The organism is Streptomyces sp. NBC_01306 (assembly GCF_026340465.1).
GTDB lineage: Bacteria > Actinomycetota > Actinomycetes > Streptomycetales > Streptomycetaceae > Streptomyces.
In genome coordinates, this window is record NZ_JAPEPC010000002.1 from 482,260 (window position 1) to 506,284 (window position 24,025).

Sequence of the window (24,025 nt, forward strand, 5' to 3'; positions counted from 1 at the left end):
CCGTACTCAGCCGACGGCTTCGGTCGGGGACAATGGCGCGTCCCCGGTGAGCCGGACGGCGTCCTCCGGCTCGACCAGACCGCCCTGCGCGGGGGCGCGGCCGTGCCTCATGACCAGGACGACGACTGCCCCGACCGCGCCCACCAGCGCCGCGTACCCGTAGCTGTGGGTGAGGGCGCTGTCCGCGTACAGCACGGCATGGGTCTTCGGATCGACCGCCAGCACATGCCCGGACATGACCACCCCGGTGAGAGCCGTGGCGATGCCGGCGGACAGCAGGGTGACCATGCCGCCGATCGAGTTGCCCACAGCGCTCTGCGAGGCGGGCAACGCGTCCTGCACCAGATTGGCGTTCGAGGAGTGCAGGAAGCCGATCGCGCAACCGGCGGTGAGGCTCAGCAGAGCCACCTGCCAGCGCACGGTCAACAACTGGGAGCCCAGATACATGACCAGGAGGAACAGCGCCGCTGATACGAGGAGGACGTTGCGTGCTCCGATCCTGGTGGACAGAAAGCCGCCGAGAGGCCCCATGAACATGCCCACGATGCCCAACGGGAAGGTCCAGAGGGCCAGTTGTGTCGCCGACAGGCCTGCTCCGTAGCTGATCCCGGGAGTACCTCCCGGCGCCATCAGCATGGTGGGGCTGATGAGAGCGTGCGCGTTCATCATGTAGGCCACGCACGCGACGGCCAGGACGGTCGGGCCGAACCGTCGGCCCAGCAGTACGTCGAGTGAGATCAGCGGGTTGCTGCAGACGCGCTCCCAGGCCGTGAACCCGGCCAGCATGGCCGTTCCGAGGATCAGGCACGTCAGTGTGGAACCGGCTGTCCAGCCCCAGGTGCCGCCCTGGGTGATCCCGAGCAGCAGTACGCCGATGCCCGGTCCGAGAAGGACGGTTCCGACGACGTCGACCGGGCGGTCGACCCGCACCGGGCTCTCCGGGACCACCGCCGCGTAGACCGGCAGCAGGACGGCCGCGTAGAGAGCCAGGAACCAGAACACGCCCTCGTGCCCGAAGCTGTCGATGAGCCAGCCGGACAGGAAGGGTCCGGCGACCGCTGCCATACCGACCCCGGTCACCACGGTGCCCAGCGCCACCGGCACCAGGTCACGCGGCATGATGTCGCGCACGAGGCTGTAGGAGAGCGTGACGATACCGACGAGACAGCCCTGGAGGGCCCGGCCCACCAGCAGAACGGCGAACGAGGTCGCGATCGCACAGATCACGCTGCCGAGGACGAAGACGACACCGAGGCCGAGGATGACCCGCTTCTTGCCCCACTTGTCCGCGGCCTTGCCCACCAGCGGCATGACGGTGGCGCCGGCGAGCGTGACGATGGAGGCGGCCCAGGCGATGTGCAGCGTCTGGAAGGCCCGGGTCATGTCCGGCAGAGCCGGGTAGACCATGGTGATCTCGAACGTCCCGGCTTCCGAGAAGAGAATGATCAGCACCAGGACGGCGAGCAGCTTGCCTTTGGAGGGCGCGTTGTCCAGGGAGGGTGCGTTGCCTTGGGAGGGCGCGACGGGCGCCGGATTCGGATTGTCTGCCATCGTATCCCTTACTGAGGAGTGCCGACGGGGTCACTGGGCGGTGCCCAGGCCGGGGCGCGGGCCCGGCAGCCACGGCCGGAGAACGCGTCCCCGGGGTGCGCCGCTGCGGGACAGGGGTGGGTGGGCGCTCAGCCGTGCGCGGTGACCCGCCACGGTGCGGCGCGTTCCAACTGCGCCGCCAGACCGAGCAGCAGCCCCTCACCGCCGAGATCGGCGGCGAACTGGGCGCCCAGCGGGAGTCCTTCGCCGTCGTACCCGGAGGGGACGGACATCGCCGGCATACCGGTGACGTTGTAGACGCTGGTGAACGCGGAGTGGACGGCGGCGTGTTCGTAGATCGTCTCCGGGCGGCGCGTGTCGAGGACTCCCAGCCGGGGCGTCGGCTGCGCGAGTGTGGGGCCGAGCAGTACGTCGTACGTCGTGAAGGCCGCGCCGACCTCCCAGCCGATCTCCTGCGCGCGCCGCAGAGCGCGGCTGACGTCGGCGCCGGTGAGGGCCCGGTAATGCTCGTAGAGCACCCGGGTGAAGGGTTCGATGTCGTCGTCGGCCAGCGGCCGGCCGAGCCGGTCGAGACGGGCGTCCACCTGTACGACCAGATCGGCACCCATCAGCACCGCGGAGGCAGCGCCCACCTCGTCCGGCCGGTACGGAGCCGTCGCCTCGGTGACCTCGTGGCCGAGTTCCTCGCACACCCGGGCGGCGTCGAGCACGGCCCGCAGCGGCTCCGGATGCACGGCGACGCCGCCCGGCAGCGAGGTGATCAGCCCGATCCGCAGCCGTCCCGGGTCACGCCGTGCGCAGGCGGTGAACGAGTCGGCCGGGACCGGCGCCGCATAGGCGTCGCCCGGGAGCCGGCCTGCGGCGATGTCGAGGAGCAGCGCGCTGTCGCGCACCGTCGTGGTGACGGCGTGGTGGACCGAGACCAGACCGGACAGGGTGGTGGGCCGCGGCGCGGGGGACACCCGGCCGCGACTGGGCTTGAGGCCGAACAGTCCGCAGGCGGCCGAGGGGATGCGGATGGAGCCGCCGCCGTCGCTGGCGTGGGCGACGGGAACCATCCCGGCGCTCACCGCGGCCGCCGATCCCCCGCTCGACCCGCCGGGCGAGTGCGCAGGGCTCCACGGGTTGTGGGTGGGGCCGTACAGCGCCGGTTCGGTGCTGGCGTTGAGGCCGAGTTCGGGAGTGTTGGTGGTTCCGAGGACGACCATGCCGGCTCGCCGGTAGCGCTGGACGAGTTCGCTGTCGCGCGTGGCGATGTCCTCGGCGAAGAGCCGGCTGCCGCCGCTGGCCGGCAGCCCGGCGACCTCGGTACCGAGGTCCTTGACCAGGACCGGCACCCCGCGCAGCGGCCCGTCGGGCAGCCCGGCGTCCACTTCGGCAAGGGCCTCGTCGAAGCGTGTGTGGATGACGGCGTTGAGTTCGCCGTTGCTGTTCTCGATCCGGGCGATGGCGGCCTCGATCACGGCGCGATCGCTCGTCTCGCCGTCTGCGATCGCGGCCGCCGTCGCGACGGCGTCCCATCTGTCGGCCACTGACTCCTCCTCACACTCGGACACCTGCCCGCCAGGAAGGAGGTCCTGGTGGGCGAACGCGGCTCGCCGCGCGGCACTGTTCAACTGCGGCCGTGTTCCCCCGGTCGTCGTGACGCGGCTCGCAGCACGAACCGGAGGAGCGGGGGTGAGGGGAAGTTACGGTCCAGGACAACCGACGAAGTGGCGCGTCCCACTCACCGGGAGGGGCCGTCGTGCCGGTGCGGGCGGGCTTACTCGCCGGTCCGGCTCGCGAGGCGGCGCACCGAAGGGCACAAACAGAATTCATTCTGTTTAGAGTGGAGCGGTCCGCACCGCACCAACAGCGACCACGTCAGGAAGCCCCCCATGAGCTCTCCCGGTTCTCAAAGTTCTCCCGGTTCTCAAGGTCCTCTCAGCCTCCAGGGCAGGACGGCTGTCGTCACCGGCGGCGCCTCCGGCATCGGCGGCGCCATCACGAAGCTGTTCGTCGCGCGCGGCGCCCGGGTCGTTGTTGTCGACCTGCAGCAGGAGGCCGGGGAAGCACTCGGCCGCGAACTGGGCGACGCCGTGGTCTTCCTCCGTGGTGATGTCTCCGACCGGGCCGTCGCCGATCTCGCCGTAGCGACAGTTGTCGAGCACTTCGGGAAACTTGACATCCTGGTGAACAACGCGAGCGTGTCCCGGCAGAAGCCGTTCGAGGAACAGACCGACGACGACTGGAACCTCGCCATGGACACCAGCCTGTATGCCACCCGCAACTTCATGCTCGCCGCCCTTCCCGAACTGAAGAGGGCCGGCAGCGCATCGGTCATCAATTTCGGTTCCGGGGCCGGACTCGAAGGCCAGCCGAACCAGGTCTCCTACGCGGCGGCGAAGGAGGCCATCCGCGGCCTGAGCCGCGTCGTGGCGAACGAGTGGGCTCCGCTCAACATCCGTGTCAACGTGGTCTGTCCGATGGCCATGACGGCCGGCGTGGCCACATGGGCCGAGGCACGACCCGAGCAGTACGCGCAGTCCGCGGCCAAGGTGCCACTGGGCAGGTTCGGCGACCCCGACCGGGATGTGGCGCCGATTGTCGCGTTCCTGGCGAGTGACGACGCCCAGTACATGACGGGTCAGACGGTGATGGCCGACGGAGGCGCGATCAAACTCCGCTGACTCCGGACAGCCCTGCACCCCCTCGTTCAGAGGGAGTTGTACCGCCTCTGATGCACTCGCCATTAGGGTGGACCGATGTCATCGATCAAGCAGTTCCAAGTCACCTTCGACTGCGCGGAACCTGAGCGCGTCGCTCGTTTCTGGTGCGAGGTGCTGGGGTATGTCGTACCGCCGCCCCCGGAGGGATTCGCCACTTGGGACGATTACGACCGCTCGCTGCCGCCCGAGCATCAGGGTGCGGCGTTCGCCTGCACCGATCCCTCAGGTGTGGGCCCGCGACTGTTCTTCCAGCGCGTTCCCGAAGGCAAGGCCGTCAAGAACCGGGTGCATCTCGACGTGCGGGTCGGCACCGGGCTCGTGGGGGAAGAGCGCCTCGCCACGCTCAAGGCCGAGTGCGCACGGCTGGTCGCGCTCGGGGCGGTAGTCGTGCAGGTACTGGTTGCCGATGAATTCAACGAGTCCTGCATCCCGATGCAGGACATCGAGGGCAATGAGTTCTGTCTGGACTGAGGGACAGCCAACGGTCCGAGACCGCCGAACTGACCTCGTCGGGCGCGGAGATCACCGCTCGGACCGTCAAGCGCAAGCGGCAGCGTAAGGGGCCGGCGGGCCTCACCGCAGCAGTGGGCCGCCGTCCCGCCCCGTGAGGCCCCTCACTGCCGTCCCGGTCGGCTCGTCGTCGGGCAGGTAGGCCAGGAAGTGATGGCCCGGCTCGTCCACCGCGGCGAGTTTGACGTACCGCAACCGCAGGTCCCCCGCCGAGGGGTGTCTGAAGTGCCGTACAGCGGGATGGAAGGCGGCGGTCTCCCGGGCCCCGAACCAGCGGGCCGCGTCCGGGTCGTTCAGCAGTTCGCCGGTGATCTCCGCGTACCGGACGTCGTCGGGGTGACGGGCCGCCTTCGCCCGGAACTGGCCGAGCAGGCTCCTGGCCTCCGGCTCCCACTCCGCGAGCAGGCTCCGGGCGGGCGGCCAGCGGAACACCAGCCACAGCAGGTTGCGCTGCTTGGGCGCGAGCCGCGCCGGATCGGTCAGCAGCGCCGCGTATCCGGTGTTCCAGGCCAGCATGTCCCAGTGCGGGTCCAGGACCACGGCCGGGTTCGGTGCCATCGCCTGCACCAGGGACAGCAGGTTCCGCGACACCCAGCCCGGCGACTGTCCGTGCGGTGCACCGCGCTCCACGAACGACAGCACATGGGCGGTCTCGTCCACGTCCAGCGACAGCGCACGCGCCACGGCGCGCAGCACCTGCTCGGTCGTACGGACCCGGCCCTGCTCCAGCCACGCGTACCAGGAGCTGCTGATCCCGGCGAGCTCGGCCACCTCACCGCGGCGCAGGCCGGGAGTGCGGCGTCCCGGCGAACCGGGCAGTCCCGCATCGGCCGGCGTAAGGCGCTCCCGCCGCGAGCGCAGGAAGGCTCCCAACTCCCGGCGCGCACCGTCGGCCATGGCACGCGTCGGAGAGCCGCCGGGCCGCCGCACGTGCTCGGCCGGTTCCCCGCCGTGCATCCCCGTGGATCCCCCCTCAAGCCGGCCCCATAGCCCCGCCCCGGGCGCTGCGGAGCGCCCGGCAGGGTGTGAGAAAGGGTAACCGGCTGACGGCCGGCCGACCCTGCCGGTGGTGATGGGCTGGGAAGTGCCGGTCGGGGAAGGCCGGCCCACCAGCGTAAGGACTCCTACCGTGGAAACCCCCACCAGCGACCCCGCCTCACCTGGCCCCGCCCTTCCGGCCACCGCCCTTCCGGTCACCGCGCGGGGCGACGCTGTTCCGCAGATCGCCGGGCTGCCCGCCGCCTCTCTGCGGCTGCTGCGCGCCGCCGGGTTCGTCAGCAACTTCGACCGCTTCTGCATCACGCCGATGCTGTTGCTGATAGGCAACCGTCTGGGCGCCTCGCTCCCGACCGTGATGCTCGCGGCCAGCGGGTACTTCCTGTGCTACGGGCTGATGCAGCCGGTCTGGGGTCTCGCGAGTGACCGCATCGGGCGGGTGCGGGTGATGCGTGTCTCGCTCGGCGGGGCGGCGCTCGCCTCACTGTGTTCCGTGCTCGCGCCCGACGCCCCGGCGCTGATCGTCGCGCGTGCAGCGGCCGGCGCCTTCTTCGCCGCGTCCATCGCGGCGTCCATCACGTACGTCGGCGACACCGTCCCGGCTGCGGTCCGGCAACGTCCGCTGAGCGAGCTGATGACCGCGTTCGCCCTGGGCACCGCGGTGGCCACGGTGGTCGCCGGGGCCCTGGCCCACTACGTGAGCTGGCGGCTGGTGTTCGCCCTCCCCGGACTGTCGGCCGTCTACCTGGTCGTCGCTCTGCGCAGGCTGCCGGAGCCCCCGCGCCGGGCGCCGGGCGGGCTGCTCACCCCGATCCGCGTGGTGCTGCGTTCGCGGTGGCAGTGGTACGTGATGGCCGTCGCGATGCTGGAGGGCGCCGTCCTGCTCGGCTTCTTGACGTACGTGGCGCCGGCCGTCGAGGCCCAGGGCGCGTCGGACACGCTGGCGGGTGCGGTCTCCGCGCTGTACGGCGTCGGTTCGATGGGAGCTGCCCGGCTGGTCAAGCGGCTGGTCGGCCGGTGGACACCGGTACGGCTCATCGTGGCCGGCGGAATCCAGCTGGCCACGGCCTTCGGCCTCGCGGCCGCGAACAGGTCCATTCCGGCGCTGGTGGTGACCGCGCTGCTGCTGGGCGGCGGCTGGTCGTTCATGCACTCGACGGTCCAGTCCTGGGCGACCGCCCTCTCCCCCACCGCCCGCGCCACCGGCATCGCGCTGTTCGGCCTGGCTCTGTACGTGGGCAGCGCGCTTGCGAGCGCCCTCGCCGCTGTGCCCGCCGAACACCACGCCTACCAACGCCTCTTCCTGACGGCCGCGGTCCTGACAGTCCCGCTGACGCTCGCCGCCGCGGTGGGCCGTTCCCGCTACCGCGACTGAGCGGATCAAACGTCAACAACCTTCCTCGCAGCCGAAATTCTCCGTCCCTCCCTCTTGACGCCGGCAGGAGCGCACCTGAATATCTAAAACATCTTAAGTAAAGCCTCTTTAGGAAGCGTTCTCCCTCCATGGCCGAATCCGCCGTTCCCCCTGCCGGGCCCCGCCGTCCGCAGCGCAGTCTTCTCCAGGTGCCTGCGCTGGAGCGGCGGCCTCCGGAGCGGACCAAGGCCAGCACGCTGGACAGCCGGGTGCACAACAGGTCGCTCGTGCTGGCGACGCTCTACCACGAGGGCCCCAGGAGCCGTTCGGAGATCGCGCGGGCGACCGGGCTGACCGCGCCGACCGTCTCCGCGCTCGTCGCGGACCTGGAGGAGGACGGGCTCGTCGCCCACATCGGCCCCCGGCAGGACGGCGCCCGGATCGGCAAGCCCGCGAGCCTCGTCCGCATCGAGGACGACGCGGTGAGCCTCGTGGTCCTCGACCTGTCGCACAACGACCGGTTCAGCGGCGCGGTGCTCAACCTGCGGGGCGAGGCCGTCGAGCGCCTGGACATGCCGCTCGGCGACGCCCTCGGACCGGCCGCCCACGAGCTGGTACTCACGCTCGCTGCCGAGCTGGTCGAGGCGGCGCCGCGCCGGATCCTCGGGATCGGCGTCGGCTCACCGGGCATCATCGACGACACCGGGACCATCCGCCTCGCCGCCCATCTCGGCTGGACCGACCTGCCGTTGGCGGCCGAACTGACGGCGCGCTTCGGCATCCCGGCGTACGTCGGCAACGACGTGAACCTCGCGGCCCTGGGGGTACTGCACTTCCGGGGCGCGCGGACGCAGAACCTCATGGTGATCTCGATCGAGCACGGCGTCGGCGCCGGGCTGATCGTCGGCGGCGAACGAGTCGAGGGGGAGCAGTTCGCGGCGGGCGAGCTCGGGCACGTCACCGTCGACGAGGACGGCGAACTGTGCATGTGCGGGCGGCGCGGCTGCCTCGATCTGGCCATCTCCGCAGGCCCCTTGGGCAGGCGGCTGGAGCTCGCAGCCGAGGAGCGGTGGCCCGCCCTGCGGTCGGAGGCCGGCCGGGCGCTCGGGACCGTACTCGCCCCGATCATCAGCGTCCTGAACCTGAACGAGATCGTGCTGACCGGCCCTCCCGAGCTGGTCGACGGCGAATTCCTGGACGCCGCGAGGGAGATCGTGCGGGCCCGCACGCTGGGCCCGGTCAACACCTCCCTCGACATCCGTTCCCTCGCCGGGGACACCGATCTGACCCTGCTCGGCGGGGCGTGCCTGGTGCTCGCCGCGGAGCTCGGAGTGTTCTGACCCGCGCCATTCGTCCACACCCGCGTGCCCCTCCCCCGCTTGATCCTCCCTCATCACTCACAGGAGTTGCGATGAAACATTCACGGTTCGCCGCGGCCGGCGCCCTCGGCCTGGCCTCGGTTCTCACCCTGACTGCCTGCCACGGCTCCGGAGCGGGCGGCTCCGGTGGCGCGGAGCAGAAGGTCTCCGGCGCGAAGGGTCAGGGCAAGACCCTGACCGTCTGGGTCATGCAGGACGACTACTCCCCCGAGTCGCTCAAGGCGATGAAGCAGGAGTTCACCGAGAAGACCGGCGCCAAGGTCACGTTCGAGACCCAGGCCTGGGACGGCATCGCCACCAAGCTCACGACGGCGCTGGCCACCGACTCCCCGCCGGACGTCCTGGACCTCGGCAACACCCAGGTCGCGAGCTACGCCTCCAGTGGTGGCCTGATGGATCTGACCTCGTACGCCAAGGACCTCAAGCAGGGACAGGACTGGCTGCCCGGTCTGGAGGACCCCTCGACGGTCGACGGCAGGCTGTACGCCGTGCCGGGCTTCGCCGCCGCTCGTTCGGTGATCTACAACAAGACGATGTGGGCGAAGGCCGGTGTCAAGAAGGCTCCGAAGACCTACGCCGAGCTGACAGCGGCCCTGGACAAGGTCAAGGCCGCCAACAAGGCCTCCGACTTCTCGCCGTTCTATCTGCCCGGCCAGCACTGGGCCACCGGCCTGCAGTTCATCTGGGACGCGGGTGGCGAGATAGCCACCCGGAAGAACGACAAGTGGACGGGTGGCTTCGGTTCCGCCGGGGCGCAGGCCGGTCTCGCCGCGTTCAAGAAGTTCCAGAACGCGTACTCGGCGCCCGCTTCCCGCACGGTCGACACGATGAACCCGGACCAGCTCCAGGTCTTCGCCGACGGCAAAGCAGGCGCCATCACCGCGACCAGCGGGCAGATACCCCAGATCGAGAAGGCCAACCCCAAGCTCACGGACGCCGACCTGGGATCCTTCCCGCTGCCGGGCACCTCGGGCAAGGCGCAGCCGGTGATGCTGGGCGGCGCCGTGTGGGGTGTGGCGGCCAAGAGCAAGCAGCAGGATCTGGCGCTCCAGTGGATGAAGATCGCAGCGAGCCCGGCCGTCCAGGACAAGTGGATCGTCGGACACGACGGCTGGAATCCGAACAGCTCCGAGGCGAACAAGAAGGCCATGGCCAAGGCCGCCCCGCTCAAGAAGGGCTTCTTCGAGGCCGCGTTGAACTCCCGGGCCACCCCGGCGAGCCCGAAGTGGGCGTCGCTGGAGGCCGACAAGTCCGTCAACCAGTTGTTCTCAGCGGTCGCTTCCGGCAAGAAGTCCCCGGCGGACGCGGCCCGGATCTTCGACGCGGCAGTGGACAAGGCCCTCAATGCGTCAGGCTGACGAAGCGGGCCGGCCCCAGGTGTCCGGCGCCCGTGACCTGCTCACCGAGGAACGGGAATCCGCGGGCCGGGCGCCGGCAGCGGGGCCACCCGATACGGCTCGTACGGGAGAGTCCGGGCGGCCGGTGAAACGCCGGCGGCAGTGGGCGGTGGTGTGGCTGCTCTCGCCGGCCGGTCTTGTGATGGCCGCCTTCAGCGTGGCCCCCATCCTGTTCCTGGTCTTCACCTCCTTCACGGACTACAACCAACGCACCCTGTTCACCGGCGAGTTCAATATGGTCGGCACTCAGCAGTACGCCGACATGTTCTCCGACCCGGAGTTCTGGAAGTCGCTGCTGCGCAGTGTGCTGTTCACCGTGGCGATGGTCGCGGGCAGTGTCGCGATCGGCGTGGGCATGGCCCAGTTGCTCACCCGGCTGCGCACCGCGATGCGTATGACGGTGACGGTCGTTCTGATCTTCGCCTGGGCCATGCCCAACGTCGCCTCCTCGCTGGTGTGGAAGTGGCTGTTCCAGCCCGGCTACGGGGTCGTCAACTGGCTGCTCACCCAGGTGCACGTCTTCGGCGACATGACCAACACCGACTGGGGGCAGAACGCCTCTCTCGCGTACGTCTCGATCTGGCTCCTCGTGGTGTGGCAGGCCGTGCCGTTCATCGCGCTCACCCTGTACGCGTCGCTCACGCAGCTGCCCGTGGAGCTGCCGGAGGCCGCGCGACTGGATGGAGCGGGCGAGTGGCGGGTGTGGTGGTCGGTGACGTTGCCGTTCCTGCGGCCGACCCTGCTGCTCGTCACGATCATGTCGGTGATCTGGGACTTCAACGTCTTCAACCAGATCTGGCTGGTCTCGGCCGGCGGTCCCGACTCGGCGACGAGCACGCTGGGGATCTTCGCGTACAAGACAGCGTTCGTGTCCTTCCGGATCGGCCAGGGCGCGGCCCTGTCCGTCATCACCACCGCAATCCTGCTGGGGATCACCGCTGTGTACATCCGTAACCTGCTGCGCTCGGGGGAGGACCTGTGAGGAACCGCCGATACCGAGCGGGAAGCCCGCGGGGCGGATGGCTCAACAACACTCTCGCCGTACTCTTCTGCCTCGTCTGGATCTTCCCCGTCTACTGGATGGTCAACACGGCGTTCAAGCCTCGCTCCGAGGTGATGACACCGACCCCGCACTTCTGGCCGTCCTCCCCCACTCTGCGCAACTTCGACGCGGCGATCAACCAGACCAGCTTCCTGACCAACCTGCGCAACAGCCTGATCGTGGTGGGTGGCGCGGTGCTGCTCGCCGTGGTCCTGGGAACGTTCGCCGCGGCGGCACTGTCCCGGTTCCGCTTCCGGGGCAGGCGCACCATCATGGTGTCGATCCTGATCGTGCAGATGCTGCCGATCACGGCACTGCTCATCCCGACCTTCCTGATCTTCAACGAGATCGGGTTGCTGGGCACCTACATCGGGCTGATCTTCGCGTACGTGGCCACCGTGCTGCCGTTCTCGATCTGGGTGATGCGCGGGTTCTTCATCGCGATCCCGGCCGAGATCGAGGAGGCCGCACGGCTCGACGGCGCATCCACCTGGCAGACCCTGACCCGGGTGCTCTTCCCACTGGTCGCGCCGGGTGTGATCGCGTCCAGCGTCTTCGCGTTCATCACCGCGTGGAACGACTACCTGGTCGCCTACACCTTCATGAAGAGCCAGGACCACTACACGCTGCCCGTCTGGCTGGCTTCCTTCAGCACCCCGGCCACCGGCACCGACTTCGGCGGCCAGATGGCCGGTTCGGTGATCTTCTCACTGCCGGTGGTCGTCTTCTTCCTGATCATCCAACGCAAGCTGGTGTCCGGCATGTCCGCCGGCGCCGTGAAGGGATGACCCCCGTCATGCTCCTCCCCCGCCCCATATCGGCTGTGCCCGGCGACGGCGCGTTCGTCCTGGACGCGTTTACCCGGATCACCGCCCCCGGCGAACTGGCGCCGACGGCTCACTGGCTCCAGTCGGTGCTGCGTCCGGCGACCGGCCTGCCGCTGCCGGTGACCGACGCAGCCGGCCCCGCCCTGGCACTGACCCTGGATCCGCGCCTCCCCGCCGAGGGGTTCCATCTGACCTGCGGTCCGGACGGTGTCGCCCTCGCGGGCGGCGACACCGCGGGCGTCTTCTACGGATGCCAGGCGCTGCGCCAGCTCCTGCCACCACAGATCTACCGCACGGCCCCGGTGGCCGGGGTGCGGTGGGCGATTCCGTACGGGTCCGTCGAGGACGCCCCGCGATTCCGCTGGCGCGGCGCGATGCTGGACGTGGCCCGGCACTTCATGCCGAAGCACGACGTGCTGCGCTTCCTCGACCTGCTGGCCGTGCACCGCATGAACACGCTCCATCTGCACCTGACCGACGACCAGGGCTGGCGGGTGGAGATCCTGCGCCACCCCCGGCTGACCGAGGTGGGCTCGTGGCGCCGCGAGTCCCAGCTCGGCGCGGCGGCGGACGCCCCCAACAACGGGCGCCCGCACGGCGGTTACTACACCCAGGACGACATCCGCGAGATCGTCGCGTACGCCGCCCAGCGGCACATCACCGTGATGCCGGAGATCGACGTACCGGGCCACTCCCAGGCCGCTATCGCCGCCTACCCCGAACTGGGTGTGTGCGAAGCACAGTTGGAGACTAGCCCGCGATGGGGCATCAACACGAACATCCTCAACGCGGAGGAGTCGACGCTCGACTTCTTCCTCGGGGTGTTCGACGAGGTGATGGATCTCTTCCCCGGCACCTTCATCGGCATCGGCGGCGACGAGTGCCCCAAGGACCAGTGGGACGCCGATCCGCGCACCCGGGAACTGATCCGCGAGCGCGGGCTCGGCGGCTCGAAGGAGCTTCAGGCCTGGTTCCTCGGCCGGATCGGCGCTCATGTCGCCGCGCGCGGACGCCGGGTGTTCGGCTGGGACGAGATCCTGGAGGGTGAGGTCCCCGAGGGCGTGGCGGTCGCCTCCTGGCGCGGCATGACCGGTGCTCTCACTGCGGCGCGCCGGGGGTACGACGTGATCTCCTGCCCCGACGACCAGGTGTATCTGGACTACCGGCAGTCGGAGCTGCCGGGCGAGCCCATTCCGTTCGCGGTGCCGCTGACGCTCGCGGACGCGTACGGCTTCGATCCGGTCCCCGAAGGGCTCACCGAACAGGAGTCGGCCCGGATCCTGGGCGGGCAGGCCAACATCTGGACCGAGCACATGGATTCGCCCCGGACCGTCGACTACTACGTCTTCCCGCGCCTGTGCGCGATCTCCGAGGCGCTGTGGAGCCGGGGCGAGCGCGACTTCGACGAGTTCCGCATAAGGCTGCGCACCCATCTGGCCCGGCTTGACGCGCTCGGTGTCGAGTACCGGCGGGAGAGCGGCCCGCTGCCCTGGCAGAGCCGCCCCGGCGTACCCGGCAAGCCGGCGACGCGCGACGACTGGGCGGAGTTCATCGACGGACTCGTGGCCCACATCAAGACCTGAGCGCTCCGCATCCCCTCAGCGAACGCTCCGGACAGTTCCCCGCAGTACTTGCGATTCCGCGTGTTGACAAGGAGGAACAGTGAAGCCAAGAACAGGACGACGGGCCGCCCTGGCGGCCACGTCGGCGCTCGCCGTGGTGCTGGCGGCAGGAGTGGTGGGCCCTCCCACCGCGAACGCCGCCACAGCCGCCGAGGCCGCCGGAACGGTGACCCTCGGCGGCAAGTGCCTCGACGTCGCCGACGGCGGCACGGCCAACGGCACCGCCATCCAGCTGTTCGACTGCAACGGAGGTACCGCCCAGCAGTTCGGCTGGGCGGACGACGGGAACGTCAAGGTGCTCGGCAAGTGCCTTGACGTGACCGGCGGTTCCGATGCCAACGGCGCACTCGTCCAGCTCCACGACTGCGCTCAGGTGAACGAGCAGAAGTACAAGTACCTGCCCGACGGCACGATCTACAGTGCCAAGTCCGGCAAGTGTCTGGCCGTACAGGGGCAGGTCGCGAACAACTCGCGGATCGGGCTCGCCCCGTGCGACCCGAAGCAGGCGGTGCAGAAGTGGGCCGCCGAGTCGGCACCCGGCCCGAAATACAGTCTGTCGGCCGGTGCCCCCGTCGAGTACGGCAACCCCGACGACACCCCGGCCTCGGTGTTCACCGCGAAGGACGGCCGGTTCTTCTACCAGCAGTCGGACGCGGAGTACGGCGCGAAAGACCCGCGTGCGTGGAGCTTCTACAGCGGCTCCGACTTCGACTCCGCGAAGCCCGACCCGATATCCGGCGCGGTGAACCCCGCCAACCCGCAGGACCGCAACGACGACACGACGTGGCGCTGCGACAACAGCCCGACCGGCAAGGAGGCCACCCCGACTCCGGTCACCTCCGGCTACGCCCAGCCCAACTACTGCGACCTGGCGGGTGTGTGGGTGGACCCGGCCAGCGGTGACTGGTACGGCCTGGTGCACAACGAGTTCACACCGAGCCCCTTCGGCGACGGTATGCACTACGACGGCATCGACTACGCGGTGTCCAGGAACCAGGGCAAGACCTGGTCGATCGAGGACCACGTCATCACCTCGCCGTACAGCACGAAGCGCGGTGACACCGCCCAGTTCCCGAAGGACACCTACAACTACGGCGACGGCGACCCCCGCCTGTACGTGGACAACGCCTCGGGATACTTCTACGTCTTCTACGCCTCCCGGGTGCTGAACAAGTCCGGCGGCGGTGCCATCTGGCAACAGCATGTGGCGCGCGCCCCCATCTCCCGGAAGATGGCGCCGTCGTCATGGAAGAAGTGGCACGACGGGGCCTGGCAGTCGCCGGGCACCGGCGGAGCGGAGTCCAACATCATCCCTTCGGACGGCAACGGCAGCGGCTACACCGCGCCCGCCGACGAGTACAAGCCGTCCACCGGCGGCAAGGCCGCGGACCAGGTCGCGCAGGGCACCATGCCGGACAACTCACAGCTGACCGTCATGAACATCACCTGGAACGCCTACCTGGGCAAGTACATCGGCACCCCGCAGAACAACATCGCCCAGGCCACCAACACCAAGTCCCCGCTGCACTTCTACGCCACGGACGACCTGGCCACCCAGAAGTGGCAGGACATCGGCAGCGTCGCGGAGAACCAGAACGCATCGTGGTACCGGTGGTTCCTCGACTCGGAGACGAAGACCACCTCCAGCGTGGTGGGCAGGACGTTCCGCTCGTACTGTTCGTTCGAATGCGACACCTACACAGGTGAGTACGCGGACATCACCATCGACCCCAAGTCGAAGACCGACCTGCCCGCCTCCCCGGCCGGCAGCAAAGCCCAGCAGATCAAGGCCGCGAACGGCGAAGCGCTCTCGCTGCCCGGCGACAGGACCCAGAAGTGGAAGGTCACCAGCACCGGTGACGGCTTCTGCACGGTCACCGGAAGCGACGGCCGACCGCTGCGCGTCGCGGACGGCACAGGAGGCCGCGCCTGGGGCGCCGCTGTCTCGCTCGGCAAGGCGGGCGCCAAGGCATCGGCCACGTCCGAGTGGTACTTCCAGCAGATCGTGAAGTCCCCGGCCAAGGGCGGCGCTTCGAAGGCCACAGGTACGTACCGCCTGGTCAACCGCTACAGCGGGCTCGCCCTGAGCCTCGACAGGCACGGTCGGGCCGTGACCGCCCCACAGGACATGGATGCGGCCCAGGTACTGTCGCTCCGTTCCTGACATCTGTTGCCGGCAGCTGTTCCTGGGCCCCTGTTACGGGGGCCCAGGCAGCCGAACGGCATCGCAAACCGGCCTGGAAGCCGGCCCGGACGAGGAGCGCCACCCATGACCAGTGACAACCGCACGGGGCCACCCACCGTTGGCAGCGAACGCGACATGCTGCGGGCTTTCCTCGACTACCACCGTGCGACCCTCGCCATGAAGTGCGAAGGTCTGACCGACGAGGAGCTGCGGCAGCAGTCGATGCCGCCGTCGACGCTGTCGCTGCTCGGCCTGGTGCGGCACATGGCGGAGGTGGAGCGTGCTTGGTTCCGCCGGGTGTTCGATGACAACGACGCGCCCATGGTCTGGTCCGACACGACCGACTTCCAGGCGGCGTACGACGCAAGCCGGTCGACCAGGGACGAGGCCTTCGCGGCCTGGGAGGCGGAGGCCGGGAACTCGCGGCGCGTCGAGCGTGAGGCCGAGTCCCTGGACATGACCGGGTACCAGCCGCGATGGGGCGAGGAGGTATCGCTGCGGATGGTCATGGTGCACGTGCTTCTGGAGTACGGCCGCCACAACGGGCACGCGGACTTCCTCCGTGAGGGTGTCGACGGGAGCGTGGGCGCCTGAGCCCGCGGGAGCCACGGATCCGCACACGCTGATCCGAACCAGCGGGCCACCACCGCCCAGCAGGCGCTGGGGTCGCCATGGTCACCCGGCGGTGCAGACCCGCCGGGTGCCCGGCCGACTGGAACACCAAGGAGGGCGACGCCGCCCGGCATCGCCCTCACAGCCTCCCGATCAGTGGAAGCAGCAGTGCGGAGTGCTCATGAATGCCACACCACGATCCTACGAGGCTCGACCGGAGCCCCGTACGCGACGTGTGACCGGTCGGCCCGGCACTGCGCCGGGTCGCCGCGTGCTGCGGATCGGATTCCCGCGCCACATCGTCGTAACAGGGCACACCGGGCGCACCGGGCCCGAAGAGGGGCGAGAATCGACCGGGGACGCCCGGCCTGCCGTGAGCGGCCCCGGCAACTCTCGCCCCGCACCCAGTCGACTCACGTGGAGCCGCTCATGACCACCGCACGGGACCTCGCGATCATCGCCCTGGACGTGAAACCCGGCCTCCCCGTGGAACAGGGCGACCTGTCGCTCGCGCTGGCGGGAGCCGAGGTGCTGGACCTCATCGAGGCCAGGGCCCTGGTCGTGGACGGCGACCGGATCCTACCGAACGCCCAAGCGCCCACCGCGGAAAGGCTGTTGGACGAGGCCTCTGCGGCGCTCAGGCGGCAGGAGCCGTACGAATCGGTCGAGGACTGGCTGTGGCGCCGGGGCCGCGGGCTATCCTCGGCGTACGTCGACGACCTGGAGCGGGTGGGGCTGACGGCCCGGGCGCGGGGCCGTCACATTCCGCTGCGGACCGGACGGACGGAGCTGGTGGACTCGGCGGCCCGGAGCCGGGCCGAGGACCGCTGGGCGACGGGCGAACCCGTCCTCGCCGCTTTGGCGTCCGCTGCCGGAATCCGCGACGAGCCGGCCGAGGACGCGCCGGAGCTTGCCGGTGACGCGGTCGCGGCAGTGCTGGCCGCCGTCGGAGGCGCTGTGCAGGAGCTGCGGGCCGTACGACAGCGCAGAGCGATCGAGGACGCGGCGTTCGACAACGTCTGGCGCGGCCTCTGACGGCCTGGCCCGCCATCCGGGGCTATCCGTTCGGACGGCCCGTCAGGCCGTCGTGGGACCACCCGGGGGGAAGCCGTATGCGGCCCAGTTCTCCACGACCCGTTCCTGCAGGTCGTCGGGGTACGAGTGCCGGAAGGACGCGGTGATGCCCCGGGTGGTGCCTTGGAACTGCTCCGGCAGCAGACAGCTCATGACGGACTTGCCGCCCCGGCCGGTGCGCACCTCGTCCGGAGTCAGGTAGGGAACCATGGGGATACCCGGAGCATCGGGGTAGACGTACTCACCGGTCCCCGGGTGGTACCGGGTGGCCAGGGCCCACACCACCTGGTTGATGTCGGTGATGTCGATGTCGTTCGCCACCAGAAGGACCTTGGGCACCAGCCATCCGGTGTGTGAGCCGAACAGGACGTCAGCCACCGCGTCGGCCAGCTCCCGTTCGCCCATCCGCATCCGCGCCAGCCGCTGGATGTCGATGGACACGGCGATCCAGCACGTCGCGGCCTCGTAGGAGCACCAGGCCATGTCCACGGGCAGGCCGCTGGAGCGCAGCAGGTCCATGCTGGCAGCGGAGATCATGGTGCCCCAGATGGTGTGGTTCTCCTCCGGGGGAAGGCCCGCCACACAGACCGGGAGGATGGGGTCATCGCGGTGGGTCACGGCCTCGACGTGGAAGACCGGCTGCTGCTTGCTCCCGGCGAACGAGTACCCGTGATACTCACCCATTAGCCCCTCGGCGGCACTCTCGTCGGGGCTGATGTACCCCTCCAGCACGATCTCCGCGTTGGCCGGGACATACAGGTCGTGCAGCTCGGTCCGGACCACCTCGACCGGGCTGCCGGTGAGGGCCCCGACGTAGCCGTCCTCGTTCACCTTGGCCGGCAGCGGCATGCCCGCCGCGGCCAGCGCTGCCGGCGGGGCCCCGAGCACCATGGCCCAGGGTGTCGGCAGCCCCTGCTCGCGCCACATGGCGTGGATCATGCCGAGGTGCTGCTGCGGCATGGCCGGGCCGACGAGTGTGTTCCGCCCGTTGAGCATGGTGCGGCTGACCGACCAGCTGGTCCACCGCCCGTCGGGGGAACGCACCACATGGAAGCCGTAGGTCCCGAAGTACCGGCCGCCGTCCTCCTGGTGCAGCAACGGCACCGGGAACCGCTCCAGGTCGACGTCGTCGCCGGTCAGCACGTTCTCCTTGCAGGGTCCGGTCTCCACCGTCCTCGGGGGGACGGGGTCCGCGTGCATCGCCGAGATGAGCCGTTCCAGCAGCTGGCCCGGCACGGTCTCACGATCCAGCCCGAAGTGCGCGGCGAGCCGGCCGTACTGACCCCCACCGGTGGCGCTCAGGCCGGCGGGGGCGCCGAGAATCCGGCATCCCGCCCGGCCTTCGGTCAGATTACTGAACAGCGGGGCGGGGCCCCTCGTTTCGTAGACCCGCCGGGTGATGGCTCCGACCTCAAGCGTGGGGCTGACCGGCTCGCGGATGTCGACCGCGTCACCGGTGGCGAGTGAATTCTCAACGAAGTCACGGAAGTTGAGCGCGCTGCCGCGTTGTGTCATGACAGAACCTTTCTTTCTCGGGCAGTCGTCTTCATGCCCTCCCACCGCCGGGCGGTGGGCATGTCCAGGTCGAACTGGTCGAGTACGCGCGCGACGATGTGTTCGACGACATCGGCGATCGTCGAGGGGTGGTTGTAGAACGCGGGGACCGGCGGCATCACGACGGCGCCCATCCGCGTCAGCTCCAGCATGTTCTCCAGATGCACGGCCGACAGCGGCGTCTCCCGGGCCACCAGGACCAGTTTGCGCCGCTCCTTGAGCATCACATCTGCGGCCCGGCCGATCAGGCCCTCTCCGTAGCCGGTACGGATCGAGGCCAGCGTCTTCATGCTGCACGGCACGACAACCATGCCGTCCACCCGGAACGAGCCGCTGGAGATCGACGCACCCTGGTCGTCCGGGCTGTGACACACCGAGGCGAGCGCCTGTACATCACGCAGCGTGTACTCGGTCTCCTGCGCGAGCGTGGCCCGCGCCCACCGGCTGACGATCAGGTGTGTTTCGACGTCCAGCGCTCCGAGGGCCTCCAGCAGGCGTATCCCCAGCGGAGCTCCGGTCGCCCCGGTCATCGCGACGATGAGCTTCACCGCGCCACCTCCGTTCCGTCGACGCACATCGATTACGCATACAGCTTTGTCGCACACAGTTATGACGTGTGCGTCCTAATTCCTTCCGAGCGTATAGTACGTGTACGTCCTAATCAATTCGACGGAACGGCGGCGGATATGTCATCGCAGGACCAGGACCAGGGTCAGGATCCCGGCGACCTGCCCAGTGGGAACGCGCCCAGCGGGGGCGTACTCAGTGCGATCAGCGGTCTCGGCCCCTTGGCCCGCCAGCTGAACCAGGTGCACACCCGCCTCTGGTACGAGCAGGTCCACCAGGACCTGACCGGGCCGCAGTTCACTGTCCTGAGCCTGCTGCACACCCGCGGTTCAATGGATCAGGGGATGCTCGGGGCGCTGGCGAAGCTCGACAAGTCGACCGTGGCGCCGCTTCTGGACCGCCTGCTGCGGCGGGGTCTGGTGGACATCGCCAAGGACGCAGTCGACAGACGGAGGAAGCTGGTGAGCATCACGGAAAGCGGCCGGGAACTGGCCACCTCCCTCGCCCCCGCCGTGGTCGCCGTGAGCGACCAGATGCTGGCGCATTTCTCCCCGCAGGAGCGAGACCAGTTCCTCGCCCTGCTGCGCCGTGCGGTCCAGGGGCCGCAACGGTAGACACCGGGCAGAACGCCTCCCCTCGCCCCTCCCCAGGTCCGATGCGCGCAGCCCCGACCGGGCGGCGCGCATCGGGCTGTTGGCCCCGCCCGACCACTCCGGCCGGGTCAGAGGATCTCCAGCGGCTCCTTCCGCGCAGGGGGCGGAAACGCGGCGTCCAGAGTCCGGAGGTCGTCGTCGGTGAGGCGCAGATCGAGGGCAGCCCGGTTCTCCTCCACGTGGGCGACGGAGGACGCCTTGGGGATGGCGATGACGTCCTCGTGCCGCAGCACCCAGGAGAGCGCCACCTGAGCCGGGGTGCTGCCATGGGCCGAAGCCACCGCACGCAGCGCTTCATGCCCCAGCAACCGGCCCTGCTCGACCGGTGAATACGCCATGACCGGGACCGACAGATCCCTGCACCGGGGGAAGAGAGCGTGCTCGGGGCCCCGCCGGGTGAGGTTGTAGAGCACCTGGTCCGTCTGGGGACGCGCCTTTTCGGGAAGGTCGTCCAGATCGTCGACGTCGAGGTTGCTGACCCCCCAGGAGCCGATGCTGCCGTCCGCCACCAGCGCCTCGAAGGCCTCGACCGTCTCGGCGAGCGGTACGCCGCCGCGCCAGTGCAACAGATAGAGGTCGATCCGGTCGGTGCCCAGGCGGCGCAGGCTCGCACGGCAGGCGTCGACCGTGCCGCGGGCGTCGGCGTTCGACGGCAGCACCTTGCTCACGAGGAAAACCTCGTCCCGGCGGCCGCGGATCGCCTCACCGACGAGCTCTTCGGCGGCGCCGCTTCCGTACATCTCCGCCGTGTCGATCAGCGTCATCCCCAGATCGATGCCCCGCCGCAGCGCGGCGAGTTCCCCGGGGCGCCGTGCGCGGTCGTCCCCCATGTACCAGGTGCCCTGTCCCAGAGCGGGCACCGCGGCCCCGGAGGGAAGTGTCACTGTCCGCATCGCTGTCATCGCGTGTCTCTCCCTTGGTGCGCGCCTCACGGCCTGGCCCCGTACCAGGACGTACGAAAATGCCGAGGAGGCTTGATCCAGGATCGCAGGCCGCCGGACGACAGGCCCGTCGGCCCCGATCCGTAGCGCGAACCCAGGAGCCGGCCCGGGAGCGCAGGCCGGGACCCCGCCCAGGCATCACGCAGAAGGCAGGACGCTCACCACCCCGCGTGCGATGCCCAGCTCCACCAGATCGTGGGGGCGCAGGCGCAGCTGGTCCGCGGTCTCCCCGTTCCGGTCCGGTGCGCGCTTGAGGATGGCGGCGGCGGCCTCCGGTGCGATGACCGAGAAGTAACTGTCCGGTGTGGCCCAGAGGTTGCCCGGCGCGGCCGCCGCGAGCGCACCCCCGGAACCGCCTTCGCCGATGAGGAGCGTGGTGAGCGGTACGCGGGCGGTGGCCATGGCCAGGAAGAGACCGGCGATGGCCGGGCCCGCGCCGGAGCGCTCCGCTTCGGCGTCGTTGGCGGCCCCTGGCGTGTCGATGAAGGTGATCACCGGGATGCCCAGGGCATCGGCGAGAGAGACCAGCCGGGTGGCGGTGCGGTAGCCGGCCGGGCGGGTCGCCGTGCCGCACTGCGCGACGTAAGCGACGGTCAACCCCTGGTGGATGCCGAAGCCGCACCGTACGCCCGGGTCGGTGCCACCGCAGCGGTCCCCGCTGATCTCCCGGATACGGCCGCCGAAGAAGGCGGCGAGGTATGCGGCGGCGCGTGGACGCTCCGGGGAACGGGCCAGCGCGACCGCCTCCTGGCCGGAGATGGCGCGGGCCGGTCCCCCGACGATGGTGCCGGGGGGTTCGGGCGCTCCGGCGCCCCGTGGTCCGGACAGCAGCAACAGCCAGTCGGCCAGGGCCGTCCGCAGTTCCCCGGGGCGCACCAGCGCGTCGATCTGCCCGGCGGCGAACTGGCCATCGGCGGTGTACGCGGCCGGGTCGGCGCCCGGTGGCCGCACCCGTGATCCCGCGAAGCCCACCTGTGCGCCGGGCAGCGCGAGGACGACGTCCGCCGCCGCGCCGAGGGTGGCCCAGCCGCCGCCCGTCGTAGGGTCGCGCACCACCGCGATCTGCGGGGTGCCGGTGGCTCGCAGCAGAGCGGACTGACGTGTCACACGCTGCAGTTGGGTCAGTGCGCGCATACCCTCCTGCATCCTGCTGCCGCCCGTGGCGATCAGCGAGACGAGCGGGGCGCGCCGTTCCCTGGCCAGGGTGAAGGCGGCTTCCAGGAGGTCACCCGTGGGCTCCCCGAGCGAGCCGCCGAGGAAGCCGAACTCGAAGGAGATGAGAACGGCCTCCCGGCCGCCGATCGAAGCGGTGCCGCAGACGACGGACTCGCGTTCACCGGTCCGCGCCGCCGCCCGCGCGGTCGACTCGTCGTACCCCGGCCAGCCGAGCGGGCCGTCGGGCTCCGTGGCACGGGGCGGTGGGACCAGCTCGGTGAAGGAACCCGGGTCCGCTACGGCGTCGATCGCCTCGCGGGCCGTCCACGGGTCAGCCATGCAGCGCACGCTTCATGATCTTGCCCATGTCGTTGCGGGGCAGCTCGTCGAGCAGCCGCACCTCGCGGGGCCGCTTGTGCGGGGCCAGCTGCTGTGCCACATGCCGGGCCAACTCCTCGACCGAAGGCGGGCTTTGCATGTTGGACGGAACGATCCAGGCGACGATGCGCTCGCCCAGGTCCGGGTCCGGCTCGCCGGTGACCGCCGCCTCGCGTACCGCGGGATGGTCCAGGAGGGCGTTCTCGATCTCGCCCGCGCCGATCTTGTAGCCGCCGCTCTTGATGAGGTCGGTGGCCTTCCGGCCGACGATACGGACGGCCCCGTCCGGGTCGCGGGTCGCCATGTCGCCGGTACGGAACCACGGCCCGTCGAATGCCGCGGCGGTGGCATCCGGACGGTTCAGATACTCGGTGAACAGATTGGGCCCGCACACCTGGATCTCGCCGACGCTCTCACCGTCGTACGCCGTGATCTCCTCCCCCGTCTCCTCGACCAGCCGCACCTTCACCCCGGCCAGCGGCACGCCGACCGTGCCGGGCCGGGGCTCACCGTCGGCGCGGACGCTCGTGTTCATCAGGGTCTCGGTCATGCCGTACCGCTCGATGACCCGTCGCCCCGTCGCGGCGGCGATGCGCTCGTGGTCGTACACGGGGAGCGCGGCCGACCCCGACACCAGCAGCCGGGCGCCTGACAGGGCTTCGGCCAGCGCCGGCTCGTCGGAGAGGGCCTCGGCGATGCGGTGGTACATGGTGGGAACACCGAAGAACATCGTGCCGTGAGCGGCCAGTTCGCGGGCGACGGCGGCTGTCTCGAAGCGGCCGAGATGGTGCACGGCGCCGCCCCGGCGCAGCGGGCCGAGGATGCCCAGGATCAGCCCGTGGACATGGAAGAGAGGAAGGGAGTGGACCAGTACGTCGTCGTCCGTCCACTCCCAGGCGTCGGCCAGCGCGTCCAGCGTGGAGGTGATCGCCCGGCGCGGCAGGACGACGCCCTTGGGCGGGCCGGTGGTGCCGGAGGTGTAGACGATCAGTGCGGGAGCCTCGGCCGGCGGCTCTTCGGGCAGCGGCAGGGGCCCGGACGTCGCCCGGACGTCGATGTTCGCCCGGTCCAGCTTGTCGAGTACCGGCGGCAGTTCGTCGCCGGGTGCCGCGAGGACCAGTGACGGTGTGCTGTCGGACAGGATGTGCGCCAGCTCGCGCTCGCCGGTTCGCGGATTGAGCGGTACGGCGGGCACCCCGGCGAGCAGCGCGGCGACCACGCCGACGGCGGTCTCCAGGGTGGGCGTCGCCCAGACCGCGACCCGGCCGGCCCTGCCGAGCAGGGCCGCCGACGCTCCCGCCGCGGCGGCCAGTTCGGCATGGCTGAGCGAGCGGTCGCCGAAGGTCAGCGCAGGGCGGGCCGAGCCCGCGGTCAGGGCCGGGAAGAGAGGGGGCATACGTCTAACTCCTTGGACAAGGCGAGGGCGGAACGGAGGCCGGCGGGACACGGGACCGGAACATGGGATGCGATACCGGACGGAACACGGGACGGAATTCGGGGCCGGATGTTTTCTGGGCCGG

20 protein-coding genes are annotated in these 24,025 nt (G+C 70.0%); 12 read left to right on the forward strand and 8 right to left on the reverse strand.

Annotated features, from left to right (window positions below):
* Positions 1-6: 6 nt before the first annotated feature.
* Together OG385_RS35290 and OG385_RS35295 are read right to left on the reverse strand one after the other, a co-directional pair.
* Complete coding sequence (locus OG385_RS35290) at positions 7-1,551, reverse strand: MFS transporter (protein ID WP_266862046.1); 1,545 nt, start codon at positions 1,549-1,551, stop codon at positions 7-9.
* A 128-nt stretch (positions 1,552-1,679) separates the two neighbouring features.
* On the reverse strand, positions 1,680-3,083 hold the full coding sequence (locus tag OG385_RS35295) for an amidase (protein ID WP_266862048.1): 1,404 nt from the start codon (positions 3,081-3,083) through the stop codon (positions 1,680-1,682).
* Positions 3,084-3,428: 345 nt separating this feature from the next.
* On the opposite strand from OG385_RS35295, the gene OG385_RS35300 reads away from it, so the two are divergent.
* Together OG385_RS35300 and OG385_RS35305 are read left to right on the forward strand one after the other, a co-directional pair.
* On the forward strand, positions 3,429-4,220 hold the full coding sequence (locus OG385_RS35300) for an SDR family NAD(P)-dependent oxidoreductase (protein ID WP_266862049.1): 792 nt from the start codon (positions 3,429-3,431) through the stop codon (positions 4,218-4,220).
* Between the two features lie 75 nt (positions 4,221-4,295).
* Positions 4,296-4,730, forward strand: coding sequence for a VOC family protein (locus OG385_RS35305; RefSeq protein ID WP_266862050.1), 435 nt, complete (start codon positions 4,296-4,298; stop codon positions 4,728-4,730).
* A gap of 102 nt (positions 4,731-4,832) precedes the next feature.
* Here the strand turns inward: OG385_RS35305 and OG385_RS35310 are convergent, their stop codons facing one another.
* On the reverse strand, positions 4,833-5,666 hold the full coding sequence (locus OG385_RS35310) for a helix-turn-helix domain-containing protein (RefSeq protein WP_266862051.1): 834 nt from the start codon (positions 5,664-5,666) through the stop codon (positions 4,833-4,835).
* 232 nt (positions 5,667-5,898) lie between these two features.
* Here OG385_RS35310 and OG385_RS35315 point away from each other — a divergent pair, with 232 nt between their 5' ends.
* The 9 genes from OG385_RS35315 (at position 5,899) to OG385_RS35355 (ending at position 17,218) form a co-directional block, all read left to right on the forward strand.
* On the forward strand, positions 5,899-7,140 hold the full coding sequence (locus OG385_RS35315; protein WP_266862052.1) for an MFS transporter: 1,242 nt from the start codon (positions 5,899-5,901) through the stop codon (positions 7,138-7,140).
* Between the two features lie 128 nt (positions 7,141-7,268).
* On the forward strand, positions 7,269-8,459 hold the full coding sequence (locus OG385_RS35320) for an ROK family transcriptional regulator (RefSeq protein ID WP_266862054.1): 1,191 nt from the start codon (positions 7,269-7,271) through the stop codon (positions 8,457-8,459).
* Between the two features lie 71 nt (positions 8,460-8,530).
* Positions 8,531-9,856, forward strand: a complete 1,326-nt coding sequence (locus OG385_RS35325) for an extracellular solute-binding protein (protein ID WP_266862056.1) — start codon at positions 8,531-8,533, stop codon at positions 9,854-9,856.
* Positions 9,843-10,877 (forward strand): carbohydrate ABC transporter permease, encoded by a 1,035-nt coding sequence (locus OG385_RS35330; RefSeq protein WP_266862057.1) that lies wholly within the window; start codon positions 9,843-9,845, stop codon positions 10,875-10,877. The genes OG385_RS35325 and OG385_RS35330 overlap by 14 nt, the downstream gene beginning before the upstream one ends.
* Positions 10,874-11,725 carry a carbohydrate ABC transporter permease gene (locus OG385_RS35335; RefSeq protein ID WP_266862059.1) on the forward strand — a complete coding sequence of 284 codons (852 nt, stop codon included), beginning with the start codon at positions 10,874-10,876 and terminating at the stop codon, positions 11,723-11,725. Before OG385_RS35330 ends, OG385_RS35335 begins: the two co-directional genes overlap by 4 nt.
* An 8-nt stretch (positions 11,726-11,733) precedes the next feature.
* Complete coding sequence (locus tag OG385_RS35340) at positions 11,734-13,347, forward strand: beta-N-acetylhexosaminidase (RefSeq protein WP_266862060.1); 1,614 nt, start codon at positions 11,734-11,736, stop codon at positions 13,345-13,347.
* A 79-nt stretch (positions 13,348-13,426) separates the two neighbouring features.
* The gene (locus tag OG385_RS35345) at positions 13,427-15,550 is read left to right on the forward strand and encodes an RICIN domain-containing protein (protein WP_266862061.1); all 2,124 of its coding nucleotides are present in this window, start codon (positions 13,427-13,429) and stop codon (positions 15,548-15,550) included.
* Between the two features lie 105 nt (positions 15,551-15,655).
* On the forward strand, positions 15,656-16,165 hold the full coding sequence (locus OG385_RS35350) for a DinB family protein (RefSeq protein ID WP_266862062.1): 510 nt from the start codon (positions 15,656-15,658) through the stop codon (positions 16,163-16,165).
* A 447-nt stretch (positions 16,166-16,612) separates the two neighbouring features.
* A complete protein-coding gene (locus OG385_RS35355; RefSeq protein ID WP_266862064.1) occupies positions 16,613-17,218 on the forward strand; it encodes a GPP34 family phosphoprotein in 606 nt (201 codons plus the stop codon).
* A 42-nt stretch (positions 17,219-17,260) separates the two neighbouring features.
* Here the strand turns inward: OG385_RS35355 and OG385_RS35360 are convergent, their stop codons facing one another.
* Complete coding sequence (locus OG385_RS35360) at positions 17,261-18,772, reverse strand: UbiD family decarboxylase (RefSeq protein WP_266862066.1); 1,512 nt, start codon at positions 18,770-18,772, stop codon at positions 17,261-17,263.
* Entirely contained in the window at positions 18,769-19,359 is a 591-nt protein-coding gene (locus OG385_RS35365) for a non-oxidative hydroxyarylic acid decarboxylases subunit B (protein WP_266862067.1), read from the reverse strand. Before OG385_RS35365 ends, OG385_RS35360 begins: the two co-directional genes overlap by 4 nt.
* Before the next feature lie 138 nt (positions 19,360-19,497).
* Here OG385_RS35365 and OG385_RS35370 point away from each other — a divergent pair, with 138 nt between their 5' ends.
* Entirely contained in the window at positions 19,498-19,992 is a 495-nt protein-coding gene (locus tag OG385_RS35370; protein ID WP_266862069.1) for a MarR family winged helix-turn-helix transcriptional regulator, read from the forward strand.
* Positions 19,993-20,099: 107 nt separating this feature from the next.
* On the opposite strand, the gene OG385_RS35375 is transcribed toward OG385_RS35370, so the two are convergent.
* From OG385_RS35375 to OG385_RS35385, 3 genes are all read right to left on the reverse strand, one after another.
* On the reverse strand, positions 20,100-20,933 hold the full coding sequence (locus OG385_RS35375) for an aldo/keto reductase (RefSeq protein ID WP_266862071.1): 834 nt from the start codon (positions 20,931-20,933) through the stop codon (positions 20,100-20,102).
* A gap of 177 nt (positions 20,934-21,110) precedes the next feature.
* The gene (locus OG385_RS35380; RefSeq protein WP_266862073.1) at positions 21,111-22,466 is read right to left on the reverse strand and encodes a carboxyl transferase domain-containing protein; all 1,356 of its coding nucleotides are present in this window, start codon (positions 22,464-22,466) and stop codon (positions 21,111-21,113) included.
* The gene (locus tag OG385_RS35385; protein ID WP_266862074.1) at positions 22,459-23,901 is read right to left on the reverse strand and encodes an acyl-CoA synthetase; all 1,443 of its coding nucleotides are present in this window, start codon (positions 23,899-23,901) and stop codon (positions 22,459-22,461) included. The genes OG385_RS35380 and OG385_RS35385 overlap by 8 nt, the downstream gene beginning before the upstream one ends.
* Positions 23,902-24,025: the final 124 nt, after the last annotated feature.

Excerpts from the sequence above, each read along its gene's own strand:
- OG385_RS35290 (WP_266862046.1), bottom strand. The coding sequence starts at position 1,551 with ATGGCAGACAATCCGAATCCGGCGCCCGTCGCGCCCTCCCAAGGCAAC.
- OG385_RS35325 (WP_266862056.1), top strand. The coding sequence starts at position 8,531 with ATGAAACATTCACGGTTCGCCGCGGCCGGCGCCCTCGGCCTGGCCTCG.
- OG385_RS35385 (WP_266862074.1), bottom strand. The coding sequence starts at position 23,901 with ATGCCCCCTCTCTTCCCGGCCCTGACCGCGGGCTCGGCCCGCCCTGCG.
- OG385_RS35300 (WP_266862049.1), top strand. The coding sequence starts at position 3,429 with ATGAGCTCTCCCGGTTCTCAAAGTTCTCCCGGTTCTCAAGGTCCTCTC.
- OG385_RS35340 (WP_266862060.1), top strand. The coding sequence starts at position 11,734 with ATGCTCCTCCCCCGCCCCATATCGGCTGTGCCCGGCGACGGCGCGTTC.
- OG385_RS35360 (WP_266862066.1), bottom strand. The coding sequence starts at position 18,772 with ATGACACAACGCGGCAGCGCGCTCAACTTCCGTGACTTCGTTGAGAAT.
- OG385_RS35380 (WP_266862073.1), bottom strand. The coding sequence starts at position 22,466 with ATGGCTGACCCGTGGACGGCCCGCGAGGCGATCGACGCCGTAGCGGAC.
- OG385_RS35375 (WP_266862071.1), bottom strand. The coding sequence starts at position 20,933 with ATGACAGCGATGCGGACAGTGACACTTCCCTCCGGGGCCGCGGTGCCC.
- OG385_RS35355 (WP_266862064.1), top strand. The coding sequence starts at position 16,613 with ATGACCACCGCACGGGACCTCGCGATCATCGCCCTGGACGTGAAACCC.
- OG385_RS35320 (WP_266862054.1), top strand. The coding sequence starts at position 7,269 with ATGGCCGAATCCGCCGTTCCCCCTGCCGGGCCCCGCCGTCCGCAGCGC.
- OG385_RS35350 (WP_266862062.1), top strand. The coding sequence starts at position 15,656 with ATGACCAGTGACAACCGCACGGGGCCACCCACCGTTGGCAGCGAACGC.
- OG385_RS35370 (WP_266862069.1), top strand. The coding sequence starts at position 19,498 with ATGTCATCGCAGGACCAGGACCAGGGTCAGGATCCCGGCGACCTGCCC.
- OG385_RS35310 (WP_266862051.1), bottom strand. The coding sequence starts at position 5,666 with ATGGCCGACGGTGCGCGCCGGGAGTTGGGAGCCTTCCTGCGCTCGCGG.
- OG385_RS35305 (WP_266862050.1), top strand. The coding sequence starts at position 4,296 with ATGTCATCGATCAAGCAGTTCCAAGTCACCTTCGACTGCGCGGAACCT.
- OG385_RS35330 (WP_266862057.1), top strand. The coding sequence starts at position 9,843 with ATGCGTCAGGCTGACGAAGCGGGCCGGCCCCAGGTGTCCGGCGCCCGT.